We start from the raw sequence: 18,136 nt of genomic DNA, 5'->3' as shown, positions 1-18,136 counted from the left end.
GGGCCCCCGCCCGGCCGGGGCCCCGCGCGCGGGGCGGGGGGCCCGCTGGGTTTCCCCCCCGCGAGCGGTGCTTAGGGGCCGCGCGGGGCGGGGGGGGCGGCCCCGGCCGGGGCCGCCACCCGGCGGGATCAGTGCCGGGGGCCCTTCCCCTTGACGTCGATCCGCACGATCTGCGGGTCGTGGTCGCTCGCCTGCTCGGCGAACTCGGCGTTGATGTGCACCACGTCGTAGTCGAAGCGGCTGACGGCGGGGCTGGTCAGGATGTGGTCCAGCGTCTGCGCGTTGCCGTCGTAGACGTAGCTGTACTGCTCACCCACGGGCAGCGTGGTGATCAGCGGGCGCAGGACCCTGCCGTCGGTCAGCGTCCTGACGGTGGGGGAGAAGGCGAAGTCGTTCAGGTCGCCGAGCGCGACGACCCGGGCCGACCTGTCCGCCTTCAGCAGCGAGGTGACGAAGGTGTTGACCTCCGCCGCCTGCTTCACCCGCTGTGTCTCCGAGCTGCGCGCCGGCTCCTGGTAGCGGCCGTGCAGGGACTGGTCGCCGCCCTTGGACGCGAAGTGGTTGGCGATGACGAAGACAGGCTCGCCGCGGAAGCGGAACTCGCCCACCAGCGGCTTGCGGCTGTTGTCCCAGGCCGCGCTCGTGGGGTTGATCCGGCCGGGCGACACGGAGAGCGTGGCGCCCTTCTTGGCCTTCACCGCCTGCACGGCGGTCGTCGCGTCACCGCCCGGGCGGTCCACGAAGTCCACCCGGTCGGGGTTGAAGAGGAAGACGTTGCGGATGTTGCCACCGGGCTCGCCGCCGTCCCGGCCGTCCTCGGGGGCCACGTAGCGCCAGCTGTAGCGGGGCCCGCCCGCCGCGACGATCGCGTCGGTGAAGCGCTTCAGGGTCGCCTCGGAGCCCACCGTGCCGTCGTTCACCGCACCGTTGTCGTCCTGGATCTCCTCCAGGGACACCACGTCCGGGGACGACAGGCTGACGGCCACGCCGCGGGCGAGCGTGTCGAACTTCGCCTGCTCGTCGAGGGCGTCGAGGTTCTCGACGTTGTAGGTGGCGACGGCGAGTTCCCCGCGCTTCTGCTTCCGGGTGACCTCGCGCTTCAGGCCGTTGTCCTTCAGCGTGCCCAGCTCGGTGGCCTGCACGGTGTAGCCGCCGTACGAGGCGTAGTCGACGACGCCCGTGGTGGAGCCGGACAGCACGTCGCCGACGTTCGCCTCCGGGACGGGCTGCGCGGCGTCCAGCGACATCACCTTGAGGCGGCCGGTGTTCTGGTCCGCGTAGGACGCGTACAGGGTGCCGCCGCGCCGGGTCGGGTTCTCCCGCGGCTTGACGGTGACCCAGACCTCGTCGTACGCGGTCGTCGCACCCGTCACCCGGGTGTCGGCCATCGTGACGCGGGTGCCTTCGAGGGACTCGTACAGATCGAGGGCGTACGTCGACGGGTCGAGGGTGAGGGCCTCGATCGAGCCGCCGCCGGCCGTCGGGACGTAGGCGTCCGGTACCGAGGAGGAGTCGAGGACGACCGCCGGCGGCAGTGCGTTGCCCGAGGACAGCACCGTGGTCTGCGGACCGGTGATCTGGGTGAGCGACTGGGCGCCGGTGGCCGGGTAGTACTCGGCGACCTTGCCGCTGACCAGCACCGAGTCCCCGACGGCGACCGTGGGGGCGGCGGAGCCGGTGTACACGAACACGCCTTCGCTGGTGCGGGGGTCGGCGTCCGGCACGGTGTCCTGGATCCAGAAGCCGCGCGATCCGGTGGCGCGTACGCCGGTGACGACGCCCGGGACCCCGGTCACCTGCTGACCGGCGAGCGGGGACAGGCGGGTGGTGCCCTGGATGTCGTGCACGCGCACGGTGCCGGGCTTGGTCGGTCCGCCGGGCTCGCCCGGTCCCGTCCCGCCGGCGGTCTCGCCCGCCGAGTTGACGGGGGTCGGGGTGCCCGCGCTGAGGTCGGCGGCGTTGTCGTCGGTGTCCGCGAGCGTCGCGCCGCGTGCCACGGAAGCCGTGGCCGAGGCGCCCGTGGCGGGGCCACTGCCCTCGCGGACGACCGCGGAGCCGTAGCCGACGAGGTCCACGATCCGGGTGTCGGCGGCGCAGTCCGCCGCGGTCCTGCAGGTCAGCGGGGTGGTGCCGGAGACGAGGGCGACGGTGCCGCTCGCCGCGGACATCGCCACCGTCCCGGTCGCGTCGGCGGCGGGAAGGGCCACCGTGCCCCCGGTGCCCGCGGCCTGGGCCACGAGGTAGCGGCCGCCCGGCGCGACGGAGCCGGACAGCTCGGAGACCTGCCACAGGGATCCGGCGGAAGGAGTGCCCGGCAGGTACTGGACGCTGAATCCGGACAGGCCGAAGGCGGCCGGGCCGGCGTTGGCCAGCTCGATGTAGTCACGGGTGAGCGTCGCGCCGGAGTTGCCCCCGCCGCCGTACACCTCGGAGATGACGGCCGACGACGAGGGTGCCGCGAAGGCGGCGGGCAGCGCGGTCACCGAGAGGGTCACGGCGACGGCGGCGGCCAGCAGGGCCGAGCCGGGTCTGGCTATGTGCACGGGAACTGCCCCCAACTGTGTAGTGAGGGGCCAAAAACTATGCGCGTAGACCGATGGTGGCAAGAGACCGGAGGTTAATTCCGGGCGTCGTTACCGTGCATCCGGGCGCCGCAGTGGCGCATCCGGGCGTCGCGTCGCCGAACCCAGGCACGGTCGCCCCGCACCGAGCGCCGTCGCCGGGCATCCGCCGGGCCGGGCGGGCGGTGCGGTCCGGCGCGCCGCGCGCCCTCGCGGGCGCCGTGTGCCCTCGCACTTTCCGCGCGCCCGCGCGCGCCGCCCGCCGTGCGCCGCCCCGGGCCGCTTCCGCCGCGCGCCGCCACCGCGGCCTGTGCTCTCCGGCCGCGGCCGCGCGGGTCAGGCCGTCCGGGCCCCCGCGGGAAGCCCGCGGCGCAGCGGGTCCGGCCGTGCCGTGCGCCCCTGACCGTCCGTCACGAGGAGCCGAGTCCGGGCGCGGCCGCCAGGGAGAACGAGTGGCCCGCCGGGTCGTTGTAGACGCGGACGTCGCGGGGGCCGCCGTTGACGTTGCCGGTGTCCACGGGACGGGCGCCCAGGCTGATCGCCTCGCGCTCGGCCTCGTCCATGTCCCCGGCGTCGACCAGGACGCGCAGATGCGCCTGGAGCGAATCCTCCGGTCGCGGCCAGCTCGGTGGCGCGTACCCGTGGTCGCGGCGGACGGCCAGATGCACGCCCGCGTTGCCGACTATCTCGACGAAGTCGGGATCGCTGCCGATCCGCGTCTCCGCGTCGAGGAGGTTCGCATAGAAGTCCGCGAGCTCGAGCGGCTCGGCGCAGTCAAGGACCAGAACACTCGTCTTCCCCACAGTCATGCCCCATCGCTACCCCCGATGGGGCCCGGCACGCCGGAACGAATCCGTCCGCCTACGGCCGGTCCCGCGGCCCTGCCGCACGGCGCACGCCGCTGCCCGGAGCGGGACCGGACCGGCGCGGTCCCGTGGCCGTCCCTCCCCGTGCGGGACGCGTACGCCCCGCCGTCTCGCGCTGCACCGCACACGACGCCTCCCGGCGCACCGCAAGGGCCGTCCCGCGGGGCACCGCGTGCGAAGCCGCGCGCTGATCCACCGGGGACGACGGGACAGCCCTTAGGGTGCGGACCATGGCAGACAGCACGGAGCACCGGGCCACGGGCGCACCCGGCACCGGCCCCTCCGACCCCCGTCGCTGGCGCGCTCTCGCCGTCTGCCTGGTCGCGGGCTTCATGACGCTGCTCGACGTCTCCATCGTCAATGTGGCGCTCCCGTCCATCAAGGAGGGCCTCGACACCCCCTCGTCCGACCTCCAGTGGGTGCTGTCCGGCTACGCCCTCGCCTTCGGCCTCTTCCTGATCCCCGGCGGGCGCCTGGGCGACGCCCGGGGCAGACGCGCGGTGTTCATGACGGGGCTGATCCTCTTCACCCTGGCCTCCGCGGCCTGCGGGGCCGCCCGGTCCAGCCTCTGGCTGGTCGTCGCGCGCCTGCTCCAGGGGGCGGCCGGAGGACTGCTCTCGCCGCAGATCTCCGCACTGATCCAGCAGATGTTCTCCGGACGCGAACGCGGCCGGGCCTTCGGCATGTTCGGCACCGTCGTCGGCATCTCCACCGCCGTCGGCCCGCTCCTGGGCGGACTCCTGATCCAGGTCGCGGGGGCCCAGGAGGGCTGGCGCTGGGTGTTCTACGTCAATCTGCCGATCGGGATCGTCTGCGTCCTGCTCGCCCGGCGGCTGCTGCCGGACACCCCCTCGGCGAGCCGGGTGCGCCCGCGCGACCTGGACCCCGTCGGCGTCCTGCTGCTCGGGGCGGGGGTGCTCACCCTGCTGCTGCCGTTCGTCCAGGCCCAGCAGTGGCCGGGCGACGCGAAATGGCTGCTGGTGGCGGTGGCGGCGGTCCTGCTCGGGGTGTTCGTCGCCTGGGAGTCCCGCTGCGCGCGCAGGGGCGTCCAGCCGGTGCTGAACCTCGCGCTGTTCCGGCTCCGGTCCTTCTGGCTGGGCTGCCTGATGATCCTGCTGTACTTCGCCGGCTTCACGTCGATCTTCTTCATCAGCACCCTCTACCTCCAGTCCGGTCTGCACTACAGCGCCCTGGAGGCCGGACTCGCCATCACCCCGTTCGCCCTGGGCGCGGGCGCCTCGGCGACCGTCGGCGGCCGGCTGGTCGGCCGCTTCGGCCGGCCCCTGATCGTCGTGGGACTGACCATGGTGACCGTCGGACTGGGCCTCACCGCCCTGGCCGCGCACCTCGTCCCGGGCCGGGGCGCCGGGTTCGCCATGGCAGCCCCCCTGCTGCTGGCGGGCCTGGGCAGCGGTCTCGTCATCGCGCCCAACCAGACCCTCACCCTGTCCGAGGTCCCGGTCGACAACGCGGGCAGCGCCGGCGGCACCCTCCAGACCGGCCAGCGCGTCGGCTCCGCCGTCGGGATCGCCGCCGTCGGCTCGGTCTTCTTCGCCCGGCTGGGCCCGGGTGACTGGGCGTCGGCCTACGACCACGGGCTCCTGGTCTCCGTCGCGTTCGTCCTCGCCGGCCTGATCGTGGCGCTCACGGACGTCGTGGCGGGCAGGCGGGGAAGGAGTCGTCCCGAGACGTCCGAAGCCACCGACGCCCCGAGGAGGACCCCATGACCGACACCGAGGACCAGCCGCAGGACGGCAACCGCGCGTACGGCCGCAAGCCCTTCAAGCGCTCCCGCAGCCACTTCACCGACCGCATCACCGCCGACGGCCGGGACGGCTGGCCCGTCGAGGCGGGGCGCTACCGGCTGGTCGTCAGCCGGGCCTGCCCCTGGGCGGGCAGGGCCCTGGTCTCCCGACGGCTGCTCGGACTCGAACCGGCCCTCTCGCTGGCCGTCACCGATCCCCTCCAGGACGACCGCAGCTGGCGCTTCACCCTCGACGAGGGCGGCAGGGACCCGGTGCTCGGCATCAGCCACCTCAGCGAGGCCTACGAGGCACGGGAGCCCGGCCACCCCGGCGGGGTCAGCGTGCCCGCCGTCGTCGACACACCGACCCGGGTCCTGGTCACCAACGACTACCAGCAGATCACGCTCGACCTGGCCACCGAGTGGACCGCACTGCACCGGCCGGGCGCACCCGACCTCTACCCGGAGCGGCTGCGCGACGAGATCGACAGCGTGATGGACGACGTCTACCAGGACCTCAACAGCGGGGTCTACCGTGCGGGATTCGCCTCCGCGCAGGACGCCTACGAGGCCGCGTACGCCGGGGTGTTCCGCCGTCTCGACCTGCTCTCCGACCGCCTCGCCGGACAGCGCTACCTGGTCGGGGACACGATCACCGAGGCGGACATCCGGCTGTTCACCACCCTGGTGCGCTTCGACGCCGTCTACCACGGACACTTCAAGTGCAACCGCGCGAAGATCGCCGAGGACCCCGTCCTGTGGGCGTACGTCCGCGACCTCTACCAGACCCCCGGCTTCGGCGACACCGTCGACTTCGACCACATCAAGCGGCACTACTACCAGGTGCACACCGGGATCAACCCGACGGGCATCGTGCCCCTCGGTCCCGGCACGGCGGGCTGGCTCACCCCGCACCACCGGGAGCAGCTGGGCGGGCGGCCCTTCGGCGACGGCACGCCGCCCGGTCCGGTCCCGCCGGGCGAGGAGGTCCCGGCACGCGGGCGTCCCTGACCGTTCGGTCCGCCTCTGACCGTTCGGTCCGCCTGGGGCCGTCCGGTCCGTCCGGGGGACCGCTCAGTCCACCCGTGACGGCGCCGCCTTCGCGGTGGCCAGCGGAGAGCGGGCGAGGACGACGCAGCCGCAGCTGATCAGCGCCACCGCGATCAGCTGCGGCAGCAGCCACCACCCCGTCCGCAGCTCCTCACCGAACAGCGTCACCCCGTAGGCGATGCTGATCAGCGCGTCCCCGAGCGTCAGCATCGGCTGCACCGCCACCAGCGACCCTGCCTGCAGCGCGTTCTGGAGCAGGAACAGCGCGCCCACGCCGGCCGCCGCGGTGGCGTACAGCTGCCACGATGTCAGCAGGGCGGCGGCGCCGGAGCCCAGGTGCGACATGGCGTCCTTCATCAGGGCGGCGGTCAGCGCGTACCCGCACGCCGCGGCCAGCCCGAGCAGCGCGGCCCGGGCGTTGCCCGAGGTGCTCCGTGCCAGGGCGATCAGCGCGGCCTCGAAGGCGCCCGTCGCCACCAGCGCCTGGACCCAGGCCGCCCCGCGGACGTCCTCGCTGCCGCCGGACGGGGACGCGGCGGCCATGCCGAGGGCCAGGCCCAGGGTCACCGCGGCCACCCCGTACCAGACCGTGCGCGTCACCCCGACCCGCAGCGCGAACCCGGCGACGAGCAGGGCGGCCGGCAGCTCGATCACGAAGATCGGCTGGACCACGGCGATGGGCCCCGTCGCCAGCGCCACGGCCTGGCAGACCGCGGCGACGATCACCAGGGCGATCCCGGCGAGCCACACCCGCTGCCGCAGCAGGTACCCGATCAGGGACAGCCGCATCGCCCGGCCGGCGGGCACGGTCAGGGCGGCACGGCGCTGCAGCACCGAGGCGATGCCGTTGCTGAGCGCGGTCAGGACGGCGAACAGGACGCTGATCACCGCCCCATCATGCGGGCCCGGCCCGCCCGGCCCGTGGTCCCGCCGACCGCGCGAGTGTCGCCCCCGCCGCGACCGCGCCCCGCGGGACGCTCACGCCGGGCACGGTGGCGGATGCCGAGCACTGCCGCCCTCTGTCCGCCCCGGGCACGGTCCGGCCGCGAGGCGGCTACGGCAGCAGGCCCGCGCGGCGTGCCGCCACCACCGCCTCCAGCCGGGTGTGCGCCCCCAGCTTCCGCATCGCGGACCGCAGATAGCTCTTCACGGTCTCCGGCCGCAGCCCCAGCCGTTCGGCCGCCGCGGCGTTCGTCGCGCCCGAGGCGACACAGGCGACCACGTCCACCTCACGGGGCGCCAGCCGTACCCGCCCGGCGTCCGGGCCCCGGTCCGCGCCCGTCGCCGACGCGAGCCGCCCGCACACCGCCAGCAGTTCGTCGCGCAGCGTCGGGTCCGCGACCCGCGGCGCCAGCGCGCGCAGCTCACGGTGGGCCTCGCGGACGTCCTCCCAGGTGCCGTCGGCCGTGCCCGGATCGCTGATCCGCTCCCGGGTGGCCGCCAGCAGCCGCTGCACCTCGTCCCGGACGGCCAGCGCCTGTTCCACGTCCCGGGCGGCCGAGGCCGCCACGTCGAACGTGCGGTCCCCGAGGGTGAGCGGCTCGCGCAGCGCCCCGTACAGCACCCCGCGCACCGTCCGGCGCACGACGACGGGCACCGCGACGACCGAGCGCAGTCCCTCCGCCGCGACGGCCGTGTCGTACTCGTGGCTGATGTGGCGCGAGGAGGGGTAGTCCGAGACCGCGCACGGCCGGGACAGGGCGATCGCCTTGCCGCCGAGCCCGCTCCCGGAGGAGATGACCAGCCCGCGCAGTGCCGGGGTCTGCGCCCCGCTCAGCTCCGTGATCAGCGCGTGCCGGGTGTCGGACAGCAGCCCGCCGAAGACGACCGGCAGCCCGCTCGTCCGGCGCAGCCCGAGCAGGGCCGTCCGCAGCTCGGTCGCCTCGCCAGGTTCCGGCACGCCGATGACTCTCCGTCTCCGTCCGCTCCACCCCTGTCCGGGGGTGGTGAGATCCAGGTCACTGTTCACATGATGTTAAAGGACGGGTTCGCGACGAGGAGGGCACATGCCGGCAACGAGTGCGACGGAGACGTTCCGGGCGGCCCGGGACTTCCTGATCGAGCACCGTGAGGACTACACCACGGCGTTCGAGGGCTTCCGCTGGCCCCGGCCCGACTACTTCAACTGGGCGCTCGACTGGTTCGACGTCATCGCCGAGGGCAACGACCGCACCGCCCTGCACATCGTCGAGGAGGACGGGGGCCGCACCGAGGTGTCCTTCGCCCGGATGGCGGCCCGCTCGGACCGCGCGGCGAACTGGCTGCGCGAACAGGGCGTGGCCGCCGGCGACCGGATCCTGGTGATGCTCGGCAACCAGGTCGAGCTGTGGGAGACGGCGCTGGCCGCGATGAAGCTGCGCGCCGTCGTCATCCCCGCCACCCCGCTGCTGGGACCGGTCGACCTGCGCGACCGCGTCGCACGCGGCCGGGTCCGCCACGTCCTCGTACGGGCGGCCGACACCGCCAAGTTCGACGAGGTGCCCGGCGACTACACCCGGATCTCCGTCGGCGCCGAGGTCGAGGGCTGGCTCTCCTACAGCGGGGCCGACGAGGCGTCCGAGACCTTCACCCCGCAGCGGGAGACGGACGCCGGCGAACCGCTGATGCTCTACTTCACCTCCGGCACCACCGCGAGCCCGAAGCTCGTCGAGCACACCCATGTCTCGTATCCGGTCGGCCACTTGTCGACGATGTACTGGATCGGCCTCAAGCCCGGCGACGTCCACCTGAACATCTCCTCACCCGGCTGGGCGAAGCACGCCTGGTCGAACCTCTTCGCGCCGTGGAGCGCCGAGGCCACCGTCTTCATCTTCAACTACACCCGGTTCGACGCCGCCCGGCTGATGGCGGAGATGGACCGCTCCGGCGTCACCAGCTTCTGCGCCCCGCCGACCGTCTGGCGGATGCTCATCCAGGCCGACCTGACCCAGCTCAGGACGCCGCCGCGCGAGGTCGTCGCGGCCGGCGAACCCCTCAACCCCGAGGTCATCGAGAGCGTCCGGCGCGCCTGGGGCGTCACCGTCCGGGACGGGTTCGGACAGACGGAGACGGCCGTGCAGGTGGCCAACACGCCGGGGCAGCTGCTCAAGGCCGGATCCATGGGACGGCCCAGCCCCGGCTTCAAGGTCGAGCTCCTGGACCCGGTCACCGGTGAACCCGGTGCGGCCGAGGGCGAGATCTCCCTCGACCTGGCCACGGCCCCGGTCGGCCTGATGACGGGCTACCACGGGGACCCCGACCGCACGGCCGAGGCCATGGCGGGCGGCTACTACCGCACGGGGGACATCGGCGCGCGGGACGAGGACGGCTACATCACCTACGTCGGCCGGGCCGACGACGTGTTCAAGGCGTCCGACTACAAGATCTCGCCGTTCGAGCTGGAGAGCGCCCTCCTGGAGCACGAGGCCGTCGCGGAGGCCGCGGTCGTGCCGGCCCCCGACCCGGTACGGCTCTCCGTCCCGAAGGCGTACGTCGTGCTCGCCGAGGGCTGGGAGCCGGGGCCGGACACCGCGAAGGTGCTGTTCGAGCACTCCAGAGCCGTCCTCGCCCCGTACAAGCGCATCCGGCGGCTGGAGTTCGCCGAGCTGCCCAAGACCGTCTCGGGGAAGATCCGCAGGATCGAGCTGCGGGAGCGCACGGCGCGGGGGACCGTCACCGAGTTCGACGAGGGGGACCTGCGATGAGCGGCCTGTCCTACGCCCACGGCGCCGGCGGCACACCCCTGCTCGGCGACACCGTCGGACGCAACCTGGACCGGGCGATCGAGGCGTTCGGGGAGCGGGAGGCACTGGTCGACGTCGCGTCCGGGCGCCGCTGGACGTACGCCGAGTTCGGCGCGGCCGTCGGGGAGCTGGCGCGCGGACTGATGGCCTCGGGCGTGGCCAAGGGCGACCGGGTCGGCATCTGGGCGGTCAACTGCCCGGAGTGGGTCCTCGTCCAGTACGCCACGGCCCGCATCGGCGCCGTGCTGGTCACCATCAATCCGGCCTACCGCGCGCACGAACTGCGGTACGTGCTCGACCAGGCCGGGATCTCCGTCCTCGTCGCCTCGCTCTCCCACCGCACCAGCGACTACCGCGCGCTCGTCGGCCAGGTCCGAGCGGACTGCCCCGCCCTGCGGTCCGTGCACTTCATCGGCGACCCGTCCTGGGACGAGCTGACGGCCGCCTCGCGGTCCGTCACGGCCGGTCAGCTCGCCGAGCGCGAGGCCGCGTTGTCCTGCGACGACCCGATCAACATCCAGTACACCTCGGGGACCACCGGCTTCCCCAAGGGGGCGACGCTCTCCCACCACAGCATCCTCAACAACGGCTACTCCGTGGGGGAGATGATCGCCTACACCGAGGAGGACCGGGTCTGCCTGCCCGTGCCGTTCTACCACTGCTTCGGCATGGTCATGGGCAACCTCGGCATCACCTCGCACGGCGCCTGCATCGTGATCCCCGCACCGGCCTTCGAACCCGCCGCCGTGCTGGCCGCGGTCGAACAGGAGCGCTGCACCTCGCTCTACGGCGTGCCGACGATGTTCATCGCCGAGCTCGGCCTCCCCGGCTTCGCCTCGTACGACCTCTCCTCGCTGCGCACCGGGATCATGGCGGGCTCGCCCTGTCCCGCCGAGGTGATGAAGAGGGTCGTCGCCGAGATGCACATGGAGGAGGTGTCCATCTGCTACGGGATGACGGAGACCTCGCCCGTCTCCCTCCAGACCCGCCGGGACGACGACCTGGAACGCCGCACGGGCACCGTCGGCCGCGTCATGCCGCACATCGAGGTCAAGGTGATCGACCCGCTGACCGGGGTGACGCTGCCGCGCGGTGAGTCCGGTGAACTCTGCACGCGCGGGTACAGCGTGATGCTCGGTTACTGGGACCAGCCCGAGCGGACCGCCGAGGCCGTCGACGCGGGACGCTGGATGCACACCGGGGACCTCGCGGTGATGCGGGAGGACGGGTACGTCCAGATCGCCGGCCGGATCAAGGACATGATCATCCGTGGCGGCGAGAACGTCTATCCGCGCGAGATCGAGGAGTTCCTCCACGGTCACCCGAAGATCGCGGACGTCCAGGTCGTCGGGGTGCCGGACGCGACGTACGGCGAGGAGATCCTGGCCTGCGTCATCCCGCGGGACCTGGCCGATCCGCCCACGCTCGACGAGCTGACGGCCTACTGCCGTGAACGGCTGGCCCACTACAAGGTCCCGCGCGGGCTGAGGGTGCTTCAGGAGTTCCCGATGACCGTCAGCGGCAAGGTCCGGAAGGTCGAACTGCGGGAGGGGTACGGGGCGTAGCGCCGCGGGGTCAGGCCGCCTCGATGATGCCGGAGCCTATACCCTGGGTCGCGGCGGCCCATTCGATGAGCAGGACCTCGTACTCCGCGGCCTCCACGGACGTCCAGTCCTGGCCCGCGCGCGAGTCGACGAGAGCGCGGATCGACTCGTTGGCCTCGACGGCTGACGGGTGGGCCGGCTGGGTCAGGAAGACCCCGGTGGAGTGGGTGGGAATCCGTGGAGTTAAAACCATGCCTTCACTGTACGTCCTCATACTGACAACAGATCGAACATATGCGGCCTGCGGGAGCACAGGTGACCGAAATCATGCGACGGCGCTCCGTGTTCAGGGCCCCGCGCCGACCAGGTCGTCCGCGGGACCGTTCAGCGGCCGGGGTGTGCCCGTGAGGTCGAGGACGAACAAGGGGATGGCCAGGCCGTCCGCGCGTGAGCGGGCCTCCTCCGTGTAGCCGGCCAGCGAGAACAGCACGCCCGACACCGAGGTGTTCAGGGCGTTCAGCCAGAGGCACTCGACGTCGCGCAGGCCGGTCGGCCGGGTGGTCGCGTCGACCTGGGCGATGATCCCGGCGGCCCTGAGGTCGATCCTGGAGCCGGGACGCGTCCCGGGCTGGACGACGTCGTGGAAGCCCAGCCATCGCAGATAGAGCGCCGCGGTGTCGACCGCGTCGCGGGCCGTCCGTATCACCAGGGGTCGGAACGACGGGCGCACGGCGGCCGCCCGGGGTCCCGGCGCGGGGGACGGGCCGGCCGCGGCGCCCGGCGGCGGGGTGCCGCGCGTGGCCACCGGTCGCACGGGGACCCGCAGCACGGTGCCGCAGGGGCAGCAGAGTTCGGGGTGCGGCCACTGGTCCCGGCGCCCGCAGGAGTGGCACCGCACGCTGACCCAGTCGTCGTCCCAGGTGCGGTGGGTGAGGACCTCCGCCTCCGCCCCGCGCAGCAGCGGAGGGGCGGTCGGCGAGCCGCAGGGACAGGGGTAGACCGGCGTGACGTAGGCGTGGTCCCGCCTGCACACCGGGCAGCGCACCGGTACGGACTCCACGTGCTGCCCCTTCCCTCCGCCCCGCGGCGATGACCGTGCTCCGTGCCCCCATGGTCCACCAGCGGCGAGGTCCGGGGCGGGGATTCCGGTGTTTCGGCCGCCGTCCCGGCCGCTTCGGCGCCCCTCCCTTGACGGCCGTGCGGAGCCGCCCTAAATTGATTCCGTATAGCAGAACTAAATTTCCGTAATGCGGAATTGGAGCTCTCAGGTGGCGCGACAGAGCCCGACTCCACCAGGTCCGAGCAGGAGTACTCATGCCTCGTATGACCGCTGCCCGAGCGGCAGTTGAGATCCTCAAGCGCGAAGGCGTCAGCGACGCCTTCGGCGTGCCGGGTGCGGCGATCAACCCGTTCTACGCGGCCCTCAAGGCCTCCGGAGGGGTGCGGCACACCCTCGCCCGGCACGTCGAGGGCGCCTCCCACATGGCGGAGGGCTACACCCGCGCCCGCGCCGGGAACATCGGCGTCTGCATCGGCACGTCGGGGCCGGCCGGCACCGACATGATCACCGGCCTCTACTCCGCCGTCGCCGACTCGATCCCGATCCTCTGCATCACCGGCCAGGCGCCGACCGCCGTCCTGCACAAGGAGGACTTCCAGGCCGTCGACATCGCCTCGATCGCCGCGCCGGTGACCAAGGCCGCCACCACCGTCCTGGAGGCCGCGCAGGTCCCGGGCGTGTTCCAGCAGGCCTTCCACCTGATGCGCACGGGCCGCCCCGGGCCGGTCCTCGTCGACCTCCCGATCGACGTGCAGCTCACCGAGATCGACTTCGACCCCGAGCTGTACGAGCCGCTGCCCGTCCACAAGCCCGCCGCGACCCGCAGGCAGATCGAGCGGGCCGTCGAGATGCTCGACGCGTCCGAGCGGCCCCTGCTCGTCGCCGGCGGCGGCGTCGTCAACGCCGACGCCTGCGCCCTCCTGGTGGAGTTCGCCGAGCTGACCGGCGTCCCGGTCGTCCCCACCCTGATGGGCTGGGGAGCCCTCCCCGACGACCACGCCCTGAACGCGGGCATGGTCGGCCTGCAGACCTCGCACCGCTACGGCAACGCGACCTTCCTGGAGTCCGACTTCGTCCTCGGCATCGGCAACCGGTGGGCCAACCGCCACACCGGCAAGCTGGACGTCTACCGGCAGGGCCGCACCTTCGTCCACGTCGACATCGAACCCACCCAGCTCGGCCGGATCTTCGCACCGGACCTCGGCATCACCTCCGACGCCGGGGCCGCGCTGGTGCTGCTCGTCGAGGTCGCACGGGAGCGGAAGGAGGCCGGCCGGCTGAAGGACCGCTCGGCCTGGGCCGCGTCCACGCAGGAGCGCCGCGCCGCGCTCCAGCGCCGTACGCACTTCGACGACGTGCCGCTGAAGCCCCAGCGGGTGTACGAGGAGATGAACCGCGCGTTCGGCCCCGAGACCCGGTACGTCACCACCATCGGCCTCTCGCAGATCGCGGGCGCGCAGATGCTGCACGTCTACCGGCCGCGCCACTGGATCAACTGCGGCCAGGCCGGCCCGCTCGGCTGGACCATCCCGGCCGCCCTGGGCGTCGCCACCGCCGACCCGGAGGGCTCGGTGGTCGCCCTGTCCGGCGACTACGACTTCCAGTTCATGCTGGAGGAGCTCGCCGTCGGGGCCCAGCACCGGATCCCGTACGTCCACGTGCTGGTGAACAACTCCTACCTGGGGCTCATCCGGCAGGCGCAGCGCGCCTTCGACATCGACTTCCAGGTCAACCTGGAGTTCGAGAACCAGAACTCCCCGGAGCTCGGTGCCTACGGCGTGGACCACGTCAAGGTCGTCGAGGGGCTGGGGTGCAGGGCCATCCGGGTCACCGAGCCCGATCAGCTGCTGCCGGCCTTCGAGGAGGCGAAGAAACTCGCCGCCGAGCACCGGGTCCCGGTCGTCGTCGAGGCGATCCTGGAGCGGGTCACGAACATCGCGATGAGCGGGACGGACATCGCGTCCGTCAACGAGTTCGAGGACCTGGCGACCGAGCCCGGCCACGCGCCGACCGCGATCCGCCCGCTGACCGTGTCCTGACCCGGCGGCACACCGCCGGACCTCCGGGGCCCGGCCCGCCCGCTCCCACCCGGGAGCCGCGGCGGGCCGGGCCCCGGTGTCCTGCGTGCACCCCGGGGCGGGCACCGGTGAGGACCGGCCGCGCCCGCTGCGCGCCCCGCCCGGGGTGGTGGCCGGATCGCGTCCTACCCGGACCCCGGTCACCGCCCGGATCCTTGGCCCATGGGGGACCCCGAGAGCGAAGCGGCCCGCCCGGACCGGTCCGGCGACGGCTCCGGACGGCCGGCGGCAGCCTGCCAAGCGCATCGGGAGGGCGCCACCGGACCGTCCCCGCCGGCGCCGCCCGCGTGCCCGTCCTGCGGACTCCCGCAGGACCGGTACCCGACCGAGTACCCCGGGCACTGGATCCTCCTGGAGCCCCGCGTCCTCGTCCCCGCCCACACCGTCCCGCCGCGGCGGCGGTGGATCATCACCTCGACCGGCACCGCACTGAACCTGTGGGACGCCGAGCCGCTGCCCGGCGCCAGGTGCCGTGTCCCGCACCACCTGGTGTGCCCGTGGCGGGAGCCCGAGGACCACTGGCCGGAGGTGAGGGCCCTGCGGCGCCGCAACGCCGGGCGTGCCGGCCGCCTTTTCGAGCTGCCGGACGAAGGGCTCCCGGACGAAGGGCTCCCGGGCGAAGGGCTGCCGGGCGAAGGGCTCCCGGACACGGGGTGATCCGGACGCCCGTCCCGCGGACCGGAGGAGCGGCGGCGCACCACGACGGCAGGGGTGCGGCGCACGCCGTACCGGCGTACACCGCACCCCTGCCGTCGTCCGTCACGGCGACCGCGACGGCGGACGCGGGCGGCGGGCGGCCCGGACCCTCAGGTCTGGTGCCGGGCCCCCCGGCCCTGCGCCACCGCACTGGCGTCGTCCGCCGCCGCGGTCCCGTCCTGCCGGCGCCGCGCGTCACCCCTCATCCGGGTGCGCGGCACGGGCAGGGTCCGGTCAGGAGGCTCAGTCCTCGCGCAGGGCGCGGACCGCCTCCTCCACGCGCTTGCCGTAGTCGGCGTCGGCGGCGTGGAAGTGGGCGAGGTTCTTCTCGACGACGTCGTCGCGGGTGACCTGTGCGAGGCCTCCGGCGATGTTGGCGACCAGGCGGTCCTTCTCGTCCGCCGACATCAGCCGGTAGAGCTCGCCCGCCTGGAAGAAGTCGTCGTCCTTGCTGCGGGAGGGCGCCTCGTGGGTGCCCGTACGGCCCTCCACGGTGAGCGGGGCGGCCAGTGGCTGCCCGGTCTGCGCCGGTCCGGCGTACGAGTTGGGCTCGTAGTTCCGGTCCCCCCGCGAGCCGTACCGGGTCGCGTGCAGCCCGTCGCGGCCGTAGTTGTCGACGCGGGCGGCCTTCGGTGCGTTGACCGGGAGCTGGGTGTGGTTGACGCCCAGCCGGTAGCGCTGCGCGTCGGCGTAGGCGAACAGCCGGCCCTGGAGCATCCGGTCCGGGGACGGGCCGATGCCGGGCACGAAGTTGTTCGGCGAGAACGCGGCCTGCTCCACCTCGGCGAAGACGTTGTCCGGGTTGCGGTCCAGCACCAGACGGCCGACCCGCTGCAACGGGTGGTCGGCGTGCGGCCAGACCTTGGTGACGTCGAACGGGTCGAAGCGGTAGTGAGCCGCGTCCGCGGCCGGCATCAGCTGCACGTACAGCGTCCAGGAGGGGTTGACGCCCCGCTCGATGGACTGGAGCAGGTCCGTCTGGTGCGAGGCCGCGTCCCTGCCGGCCTGCTCGGCGGCCTGTTCGGCGGAGAGCGAGCGCACCCCCTGGTTCGTCTTGAAGTGGTACTTCACGAAGAAGTTCTCGCCCGCCGCGTTCGTCCAGCGGTACGTGTGCGAGCCGTAGCCGTTCATGTGGCGGTAGGACGCGGGGACGCCCCGGTCACCCATGAGCCAGGTGACCTGGTGGGTCGCCTCGGGCGCGTGCGCCCAGAAGTCCCACACGTTGTCCGGCTCCTGACGGCCCGTGAACGGGTCGCGCTTCTGGGAGTGGATGAAGTCGGGGAACTTCAGCGGGTCCTTGATGAAGAACACCGGGGTGTTGTTGCCGACCAGGTCGTAGTTGCCCTCGGCGGTGTAGAACTTCAGGGCGAAGCCGCGGGGGTCACGGACGGCGTCCGCGCCGCCCAGCGAGTCGGCGACCGTCGAGAAGCGGATGAACGTCTCGGTGCGGCGGCCCACCTCGGAGAGGAAGTCGGCGCGGGTGAAGCCGGTGACGTCGTCGGTCACCTCGAAGTAGCCGTAGGCCCCGGAACCACGGGCGTGGACCACACGCTCCGGGATGCGCTCACGGTTGAAGCGGGCGAGCTTCTCCAGCAGGTGCTGGTCCTCGACGAGGAGGGGCCCGCCGGCGCCGGCCGTGGCGGAGTTCTGGTTGTCGGCGACCGGGGCGCCTGACTCGGTCGTGAGCACACGCTGGGACATGGAGGCCTTCCGTACGGGGCTGCTGACGGCCTCAGGAGCGTAGATAAACCGAGATCGGCGCGTCAACACTTTGTTGAAATTGGAGGAGAGGGTTCCGGATCGCGGCGGCGCCTGGGCGCGACAGGACAGGTGTCAGCGCCGCCGCGATCCGGAGTTCAGGGGGCCCTGACGGGAGGGCCGGGGTGTCAGACCTGGGAGCCGGAGAGCCGCTCGACCGAGCGCAGCAGGGCCGAGTGGTCGAGTCCGCCGTCGCCCTGGGCGCGCAGCGAGGCGACCAGCTGGGCCACGACCCCGCCCACGGGCAGGGCGGCGCCGACGTTGCGGGCGGCGTCCGTGACGATGCCCATGTCCTTGTGGTGCAGGTCGATGCGGAAGCCCGGGGCGAAGTCCCGCCGGAGGAAGTTGTCCTTCTTGCGGGTCAGGACCGTCGAGCCGGCGAGTCCGCCGTTCAGGACGTCGAGCGCGGCGCCCAGGTCGACGCCGGACTTCTCCAGGAAGACGACCGCTTCCGCGCAGGCCTGGATGTTGACCGCGACGATCAGCTGGTTGGCGGCCTTCACCGTCTGGCCCGCACCGTGCGGCCCGCACCGGACGATCGTCTTTCCCAGGGCCTCGAACAGCGGCAGGGCGGCGTCGAAGTCGGACTGCTCGCCGCCGACCATGATGGACAGGACGGCCTCGACGGCGCCCGCCTCGCCGCCGGACACCGGGGCGTCCAGCACGCGGATCCCCTTCTCCCCGGCCTTCGCCGCCAGGTCCACGGAGGTCTGCGGGGTGATCGAGGACATGTCGATCAGCAGGGAGCCCCGCCGGGCGTTCTCCAGGATGCCGTCGGGGCCGTAGGCGACGGCCTCGACCTGCGGGGACGCCGGGACCATGGTGATGATCACGTCGGCGTCCCGCACCGCCTCGGCGATCGACGCGGCGCCCCGGCCGCCGGCCGCGACGAGGCGGTCGACCTTGTCCTGCTCCAGGGTGTGACCGGTCACCCGGTAGCCGGCCTTGACCAGGTTCTCCGACATGGGGGAACCCATGATGCCGAGGCCGATCCAGGCGATCGTGGGGAGGTTGCTGCTCATGAGGTGCCTTCCGGTGAGCGTGTGTACGGGGGCGG

The 18,136-nt window shown here is 73.0% G+C and carries 14 protein-coding genes; 6 read left to right on the top strand and 8 right to left on the bottom strand.

The features are described from left to right. Positions 1 to 128: 128 nt before the first annotated feature. Positions 129 to 2,543: an endonuclease/exonuclease/phosphatase family protein gene (locus ABZ172_RS26510; protein WP_356887216.1), complete on the bottom strand. Its 2,415-nt coding sequence runs from the start codon at positions 2,541 to 2,543 to the stop codon at positions 129 to 131. A gap of 428 nt (positions 2,544 to 2,971) precedes the next feature. Beyond that, positions 2,972 to 3,370, bottom strand: coding sequence for a VOC family protein (locus ABZ172_RS26505; RefSeq protein WP_356887214.1), 399 nt, complete (start codon positions 3,368 to 3,370; stop codon positions 2,972 to 2,974). A gap of 287 nt (positions 3,371 to 3,657) precedes the next feature. On the opposite strand from ABZ172_RS26505, the gene ABZ172_RS26500 reads away from it, so the two are divergent. Beyond that, entirely contained in the window at positions 3,658 to 5,154 is a 1,497-nt protein-coding gene (locus ABZ172_RS26500) for an MFS transporter (protein ID WP_356887212.1), read from the top strand. Further along, on the top strand, positions 5,151 to 6,182 hold the full coding sequence (locus ABZ172_RS26495) for a glutathione S-transferase C-terminal domain-containing protein (RefSeq protein WP_356887210.1): 1,032 nt from the start codon (positions 5,151 to 5,153) through the stop codon (positions 6,180 to 6,182). Before ABZ172_RS26500 ends, ABZ172_RS26495 begins: the two co-directional genes overlap by 4 nt. Before the next feature lie 63 nt (positions 6,183 to 6,245). Here the strand turns inward: ABZ172_RS26495 and ABZ172_RS26490 are convergent, their stop codons facing one another. Further along, entirely contained in the window at positions 6,246 to 7,109 is an 864-nt protein-coding gene (locus ABZ172_RS26490; protein ID WP_356887208.1) for a DMT family transporter, read from the bottom strand. 166 nt (positions 7,110 to 7,275) lie between these two features. Continuing rightward, positions 7,276 to 8,121, bottom strand: a complete 846-nt coding sequence (locus ABZ172_RS26485; protein ID WP_356887206.1) for a helix-turn-helix transcriptional regulator — start codon at positions 8,119 to 8,121, stop codon at positions 7,276 to 7,278. A gap of 106 nt (positions 8,122 to 8,227) precedes the next feature. On the opposite strand from ABZ172_RS26485, the gene ABZ172_RS26480 reads away from it, so the two are divergent. Continuing rightward, positions 8,228 to 9,904, top strand: a complete 1,677-nt coding sequence (locus tag ABZ172_RS26480; RefSeq protein ID WP_356887204.1) for an AMP-binding protein — start codon at positions 8,228 to 8,230, stop codon at positions 9,902 to 9,904. Then, positions 9,901 to 11,508, top strand: coding sequence for an AMP-binding protein (locus tag ABZ172_RS26475; RefSeq protein ID WP_356887202.1), 1,608 nt, complete (start codon positions 9,901 to 9,903; stop codon positions 11,506 to 11,508). Before ABZ172_RS26480 ends, ABZ172_RS26475 begins: the two co-directional genes overlap by 4 nt. A gap of 10 nt (positions 11,509 to 11,518) precedes the next feature. Here ABZ172_RS26475 and ABZ172_RS26470 read toward each other — a convergent pair whose 3' ends face one another. Beyond that, positions 11,519 to 11,740 (bottom strand): hypothetical protein, encoded by a 222-nt coding sequence (locus ABZ172_RS26470; protein WP_356887200.1) that lies wholly within the window; start codon positions 11,738 to 11,740, stop codon positions 11,519 to 11,521. 93 nt (positions 11,741 to 11,833) lie between these two features. Further along, on the bottom strand, positions 11,834 to 12,547 hold the full coding sequence (locus tag ABZ172_RS26465) for a hypothetical protein (protein ID WP_356887198.1): 714 nt from the start codon (positions 12,545 to 12,547) through the stop codon (positions 11,834 to 11,836). A gap of 254 nt (positions 12,548 to 12,801) precedes the next feature. Here ABZ172_RS26465 and gcl point away from each other — a divergent pair, with 254 nt between their 5' ends. Further along, the gene (gene gcl / locus ABZ172_RS26460; RefSeq protein ID WP_356887196.1) at positions 12,802 to 14,586 is read left to right on the top strand and encodes a glyoxylate carboligase; all 1,785 of its coding nucleotides are present in this window, start codon (positions 12,802 to 12,804) and stop codon (positions 14,584 to 14,586) included. A 201-nt stretch (positions 14,587 to 14,787) separates the two neighbouring features. Further along, a complete protein-coding gene (locus ABZ172_RS26455) occupies positions 14,788 to 15,282 on the top strand; it encodes a DUF6083 domain-containing protein (RefSeq protein ID WP_356887194.1) in 495 nt (164 codons plus the stop codon). Between the two features lie 282 nt (positions 15,283 to 15,564). Here the strand turns inward: ABZ172_RS26455 and ABZ172_RS26450 are convergent, their stop codons facing one another. Then, positions 15,565 to 17,022, bottom strand: a complete 1,458-nt coding sequence (locus ABZ172_RS26450; RefSeq protein WP_356887192.1) for a catalase — start codon at positions 17,020 to 17,022, stop codon at positions 15,565 to 15,567. Between the two features lie 185 nt (positions 17,023 to 17,207). Then, the gene (locus ABZ172_RS26445; RefSeq protein WP_356887190.1) at positions 17,208 to 18,101 is read right to left on the bottom strand and encodes a 2-hydroxy-3-oxopropionate reductase; all 894 of its coding nucleotides are present in this window, start codon (positions 18,099 to 18,101) and stop codon (positions 17,208 to 17,210) included. Positions 18,102 to 18,136 lie beyond the last annotated feature (35 nt).

The sequence above is a fragment of the Streptomyces sp. NPDC006296 genome, from assembly GCF_040613235.1.
GTDB lineage: Bacteria > Actinomycetota > Actinomycetes > Streptomycetales > Streptomycetaceae > Streptomyces.
The sequence above is the reverse complement of the archived record's forward strand: the minus strand, read 5'-3'. Positions and strand labels throughout refer to the sequence as shown.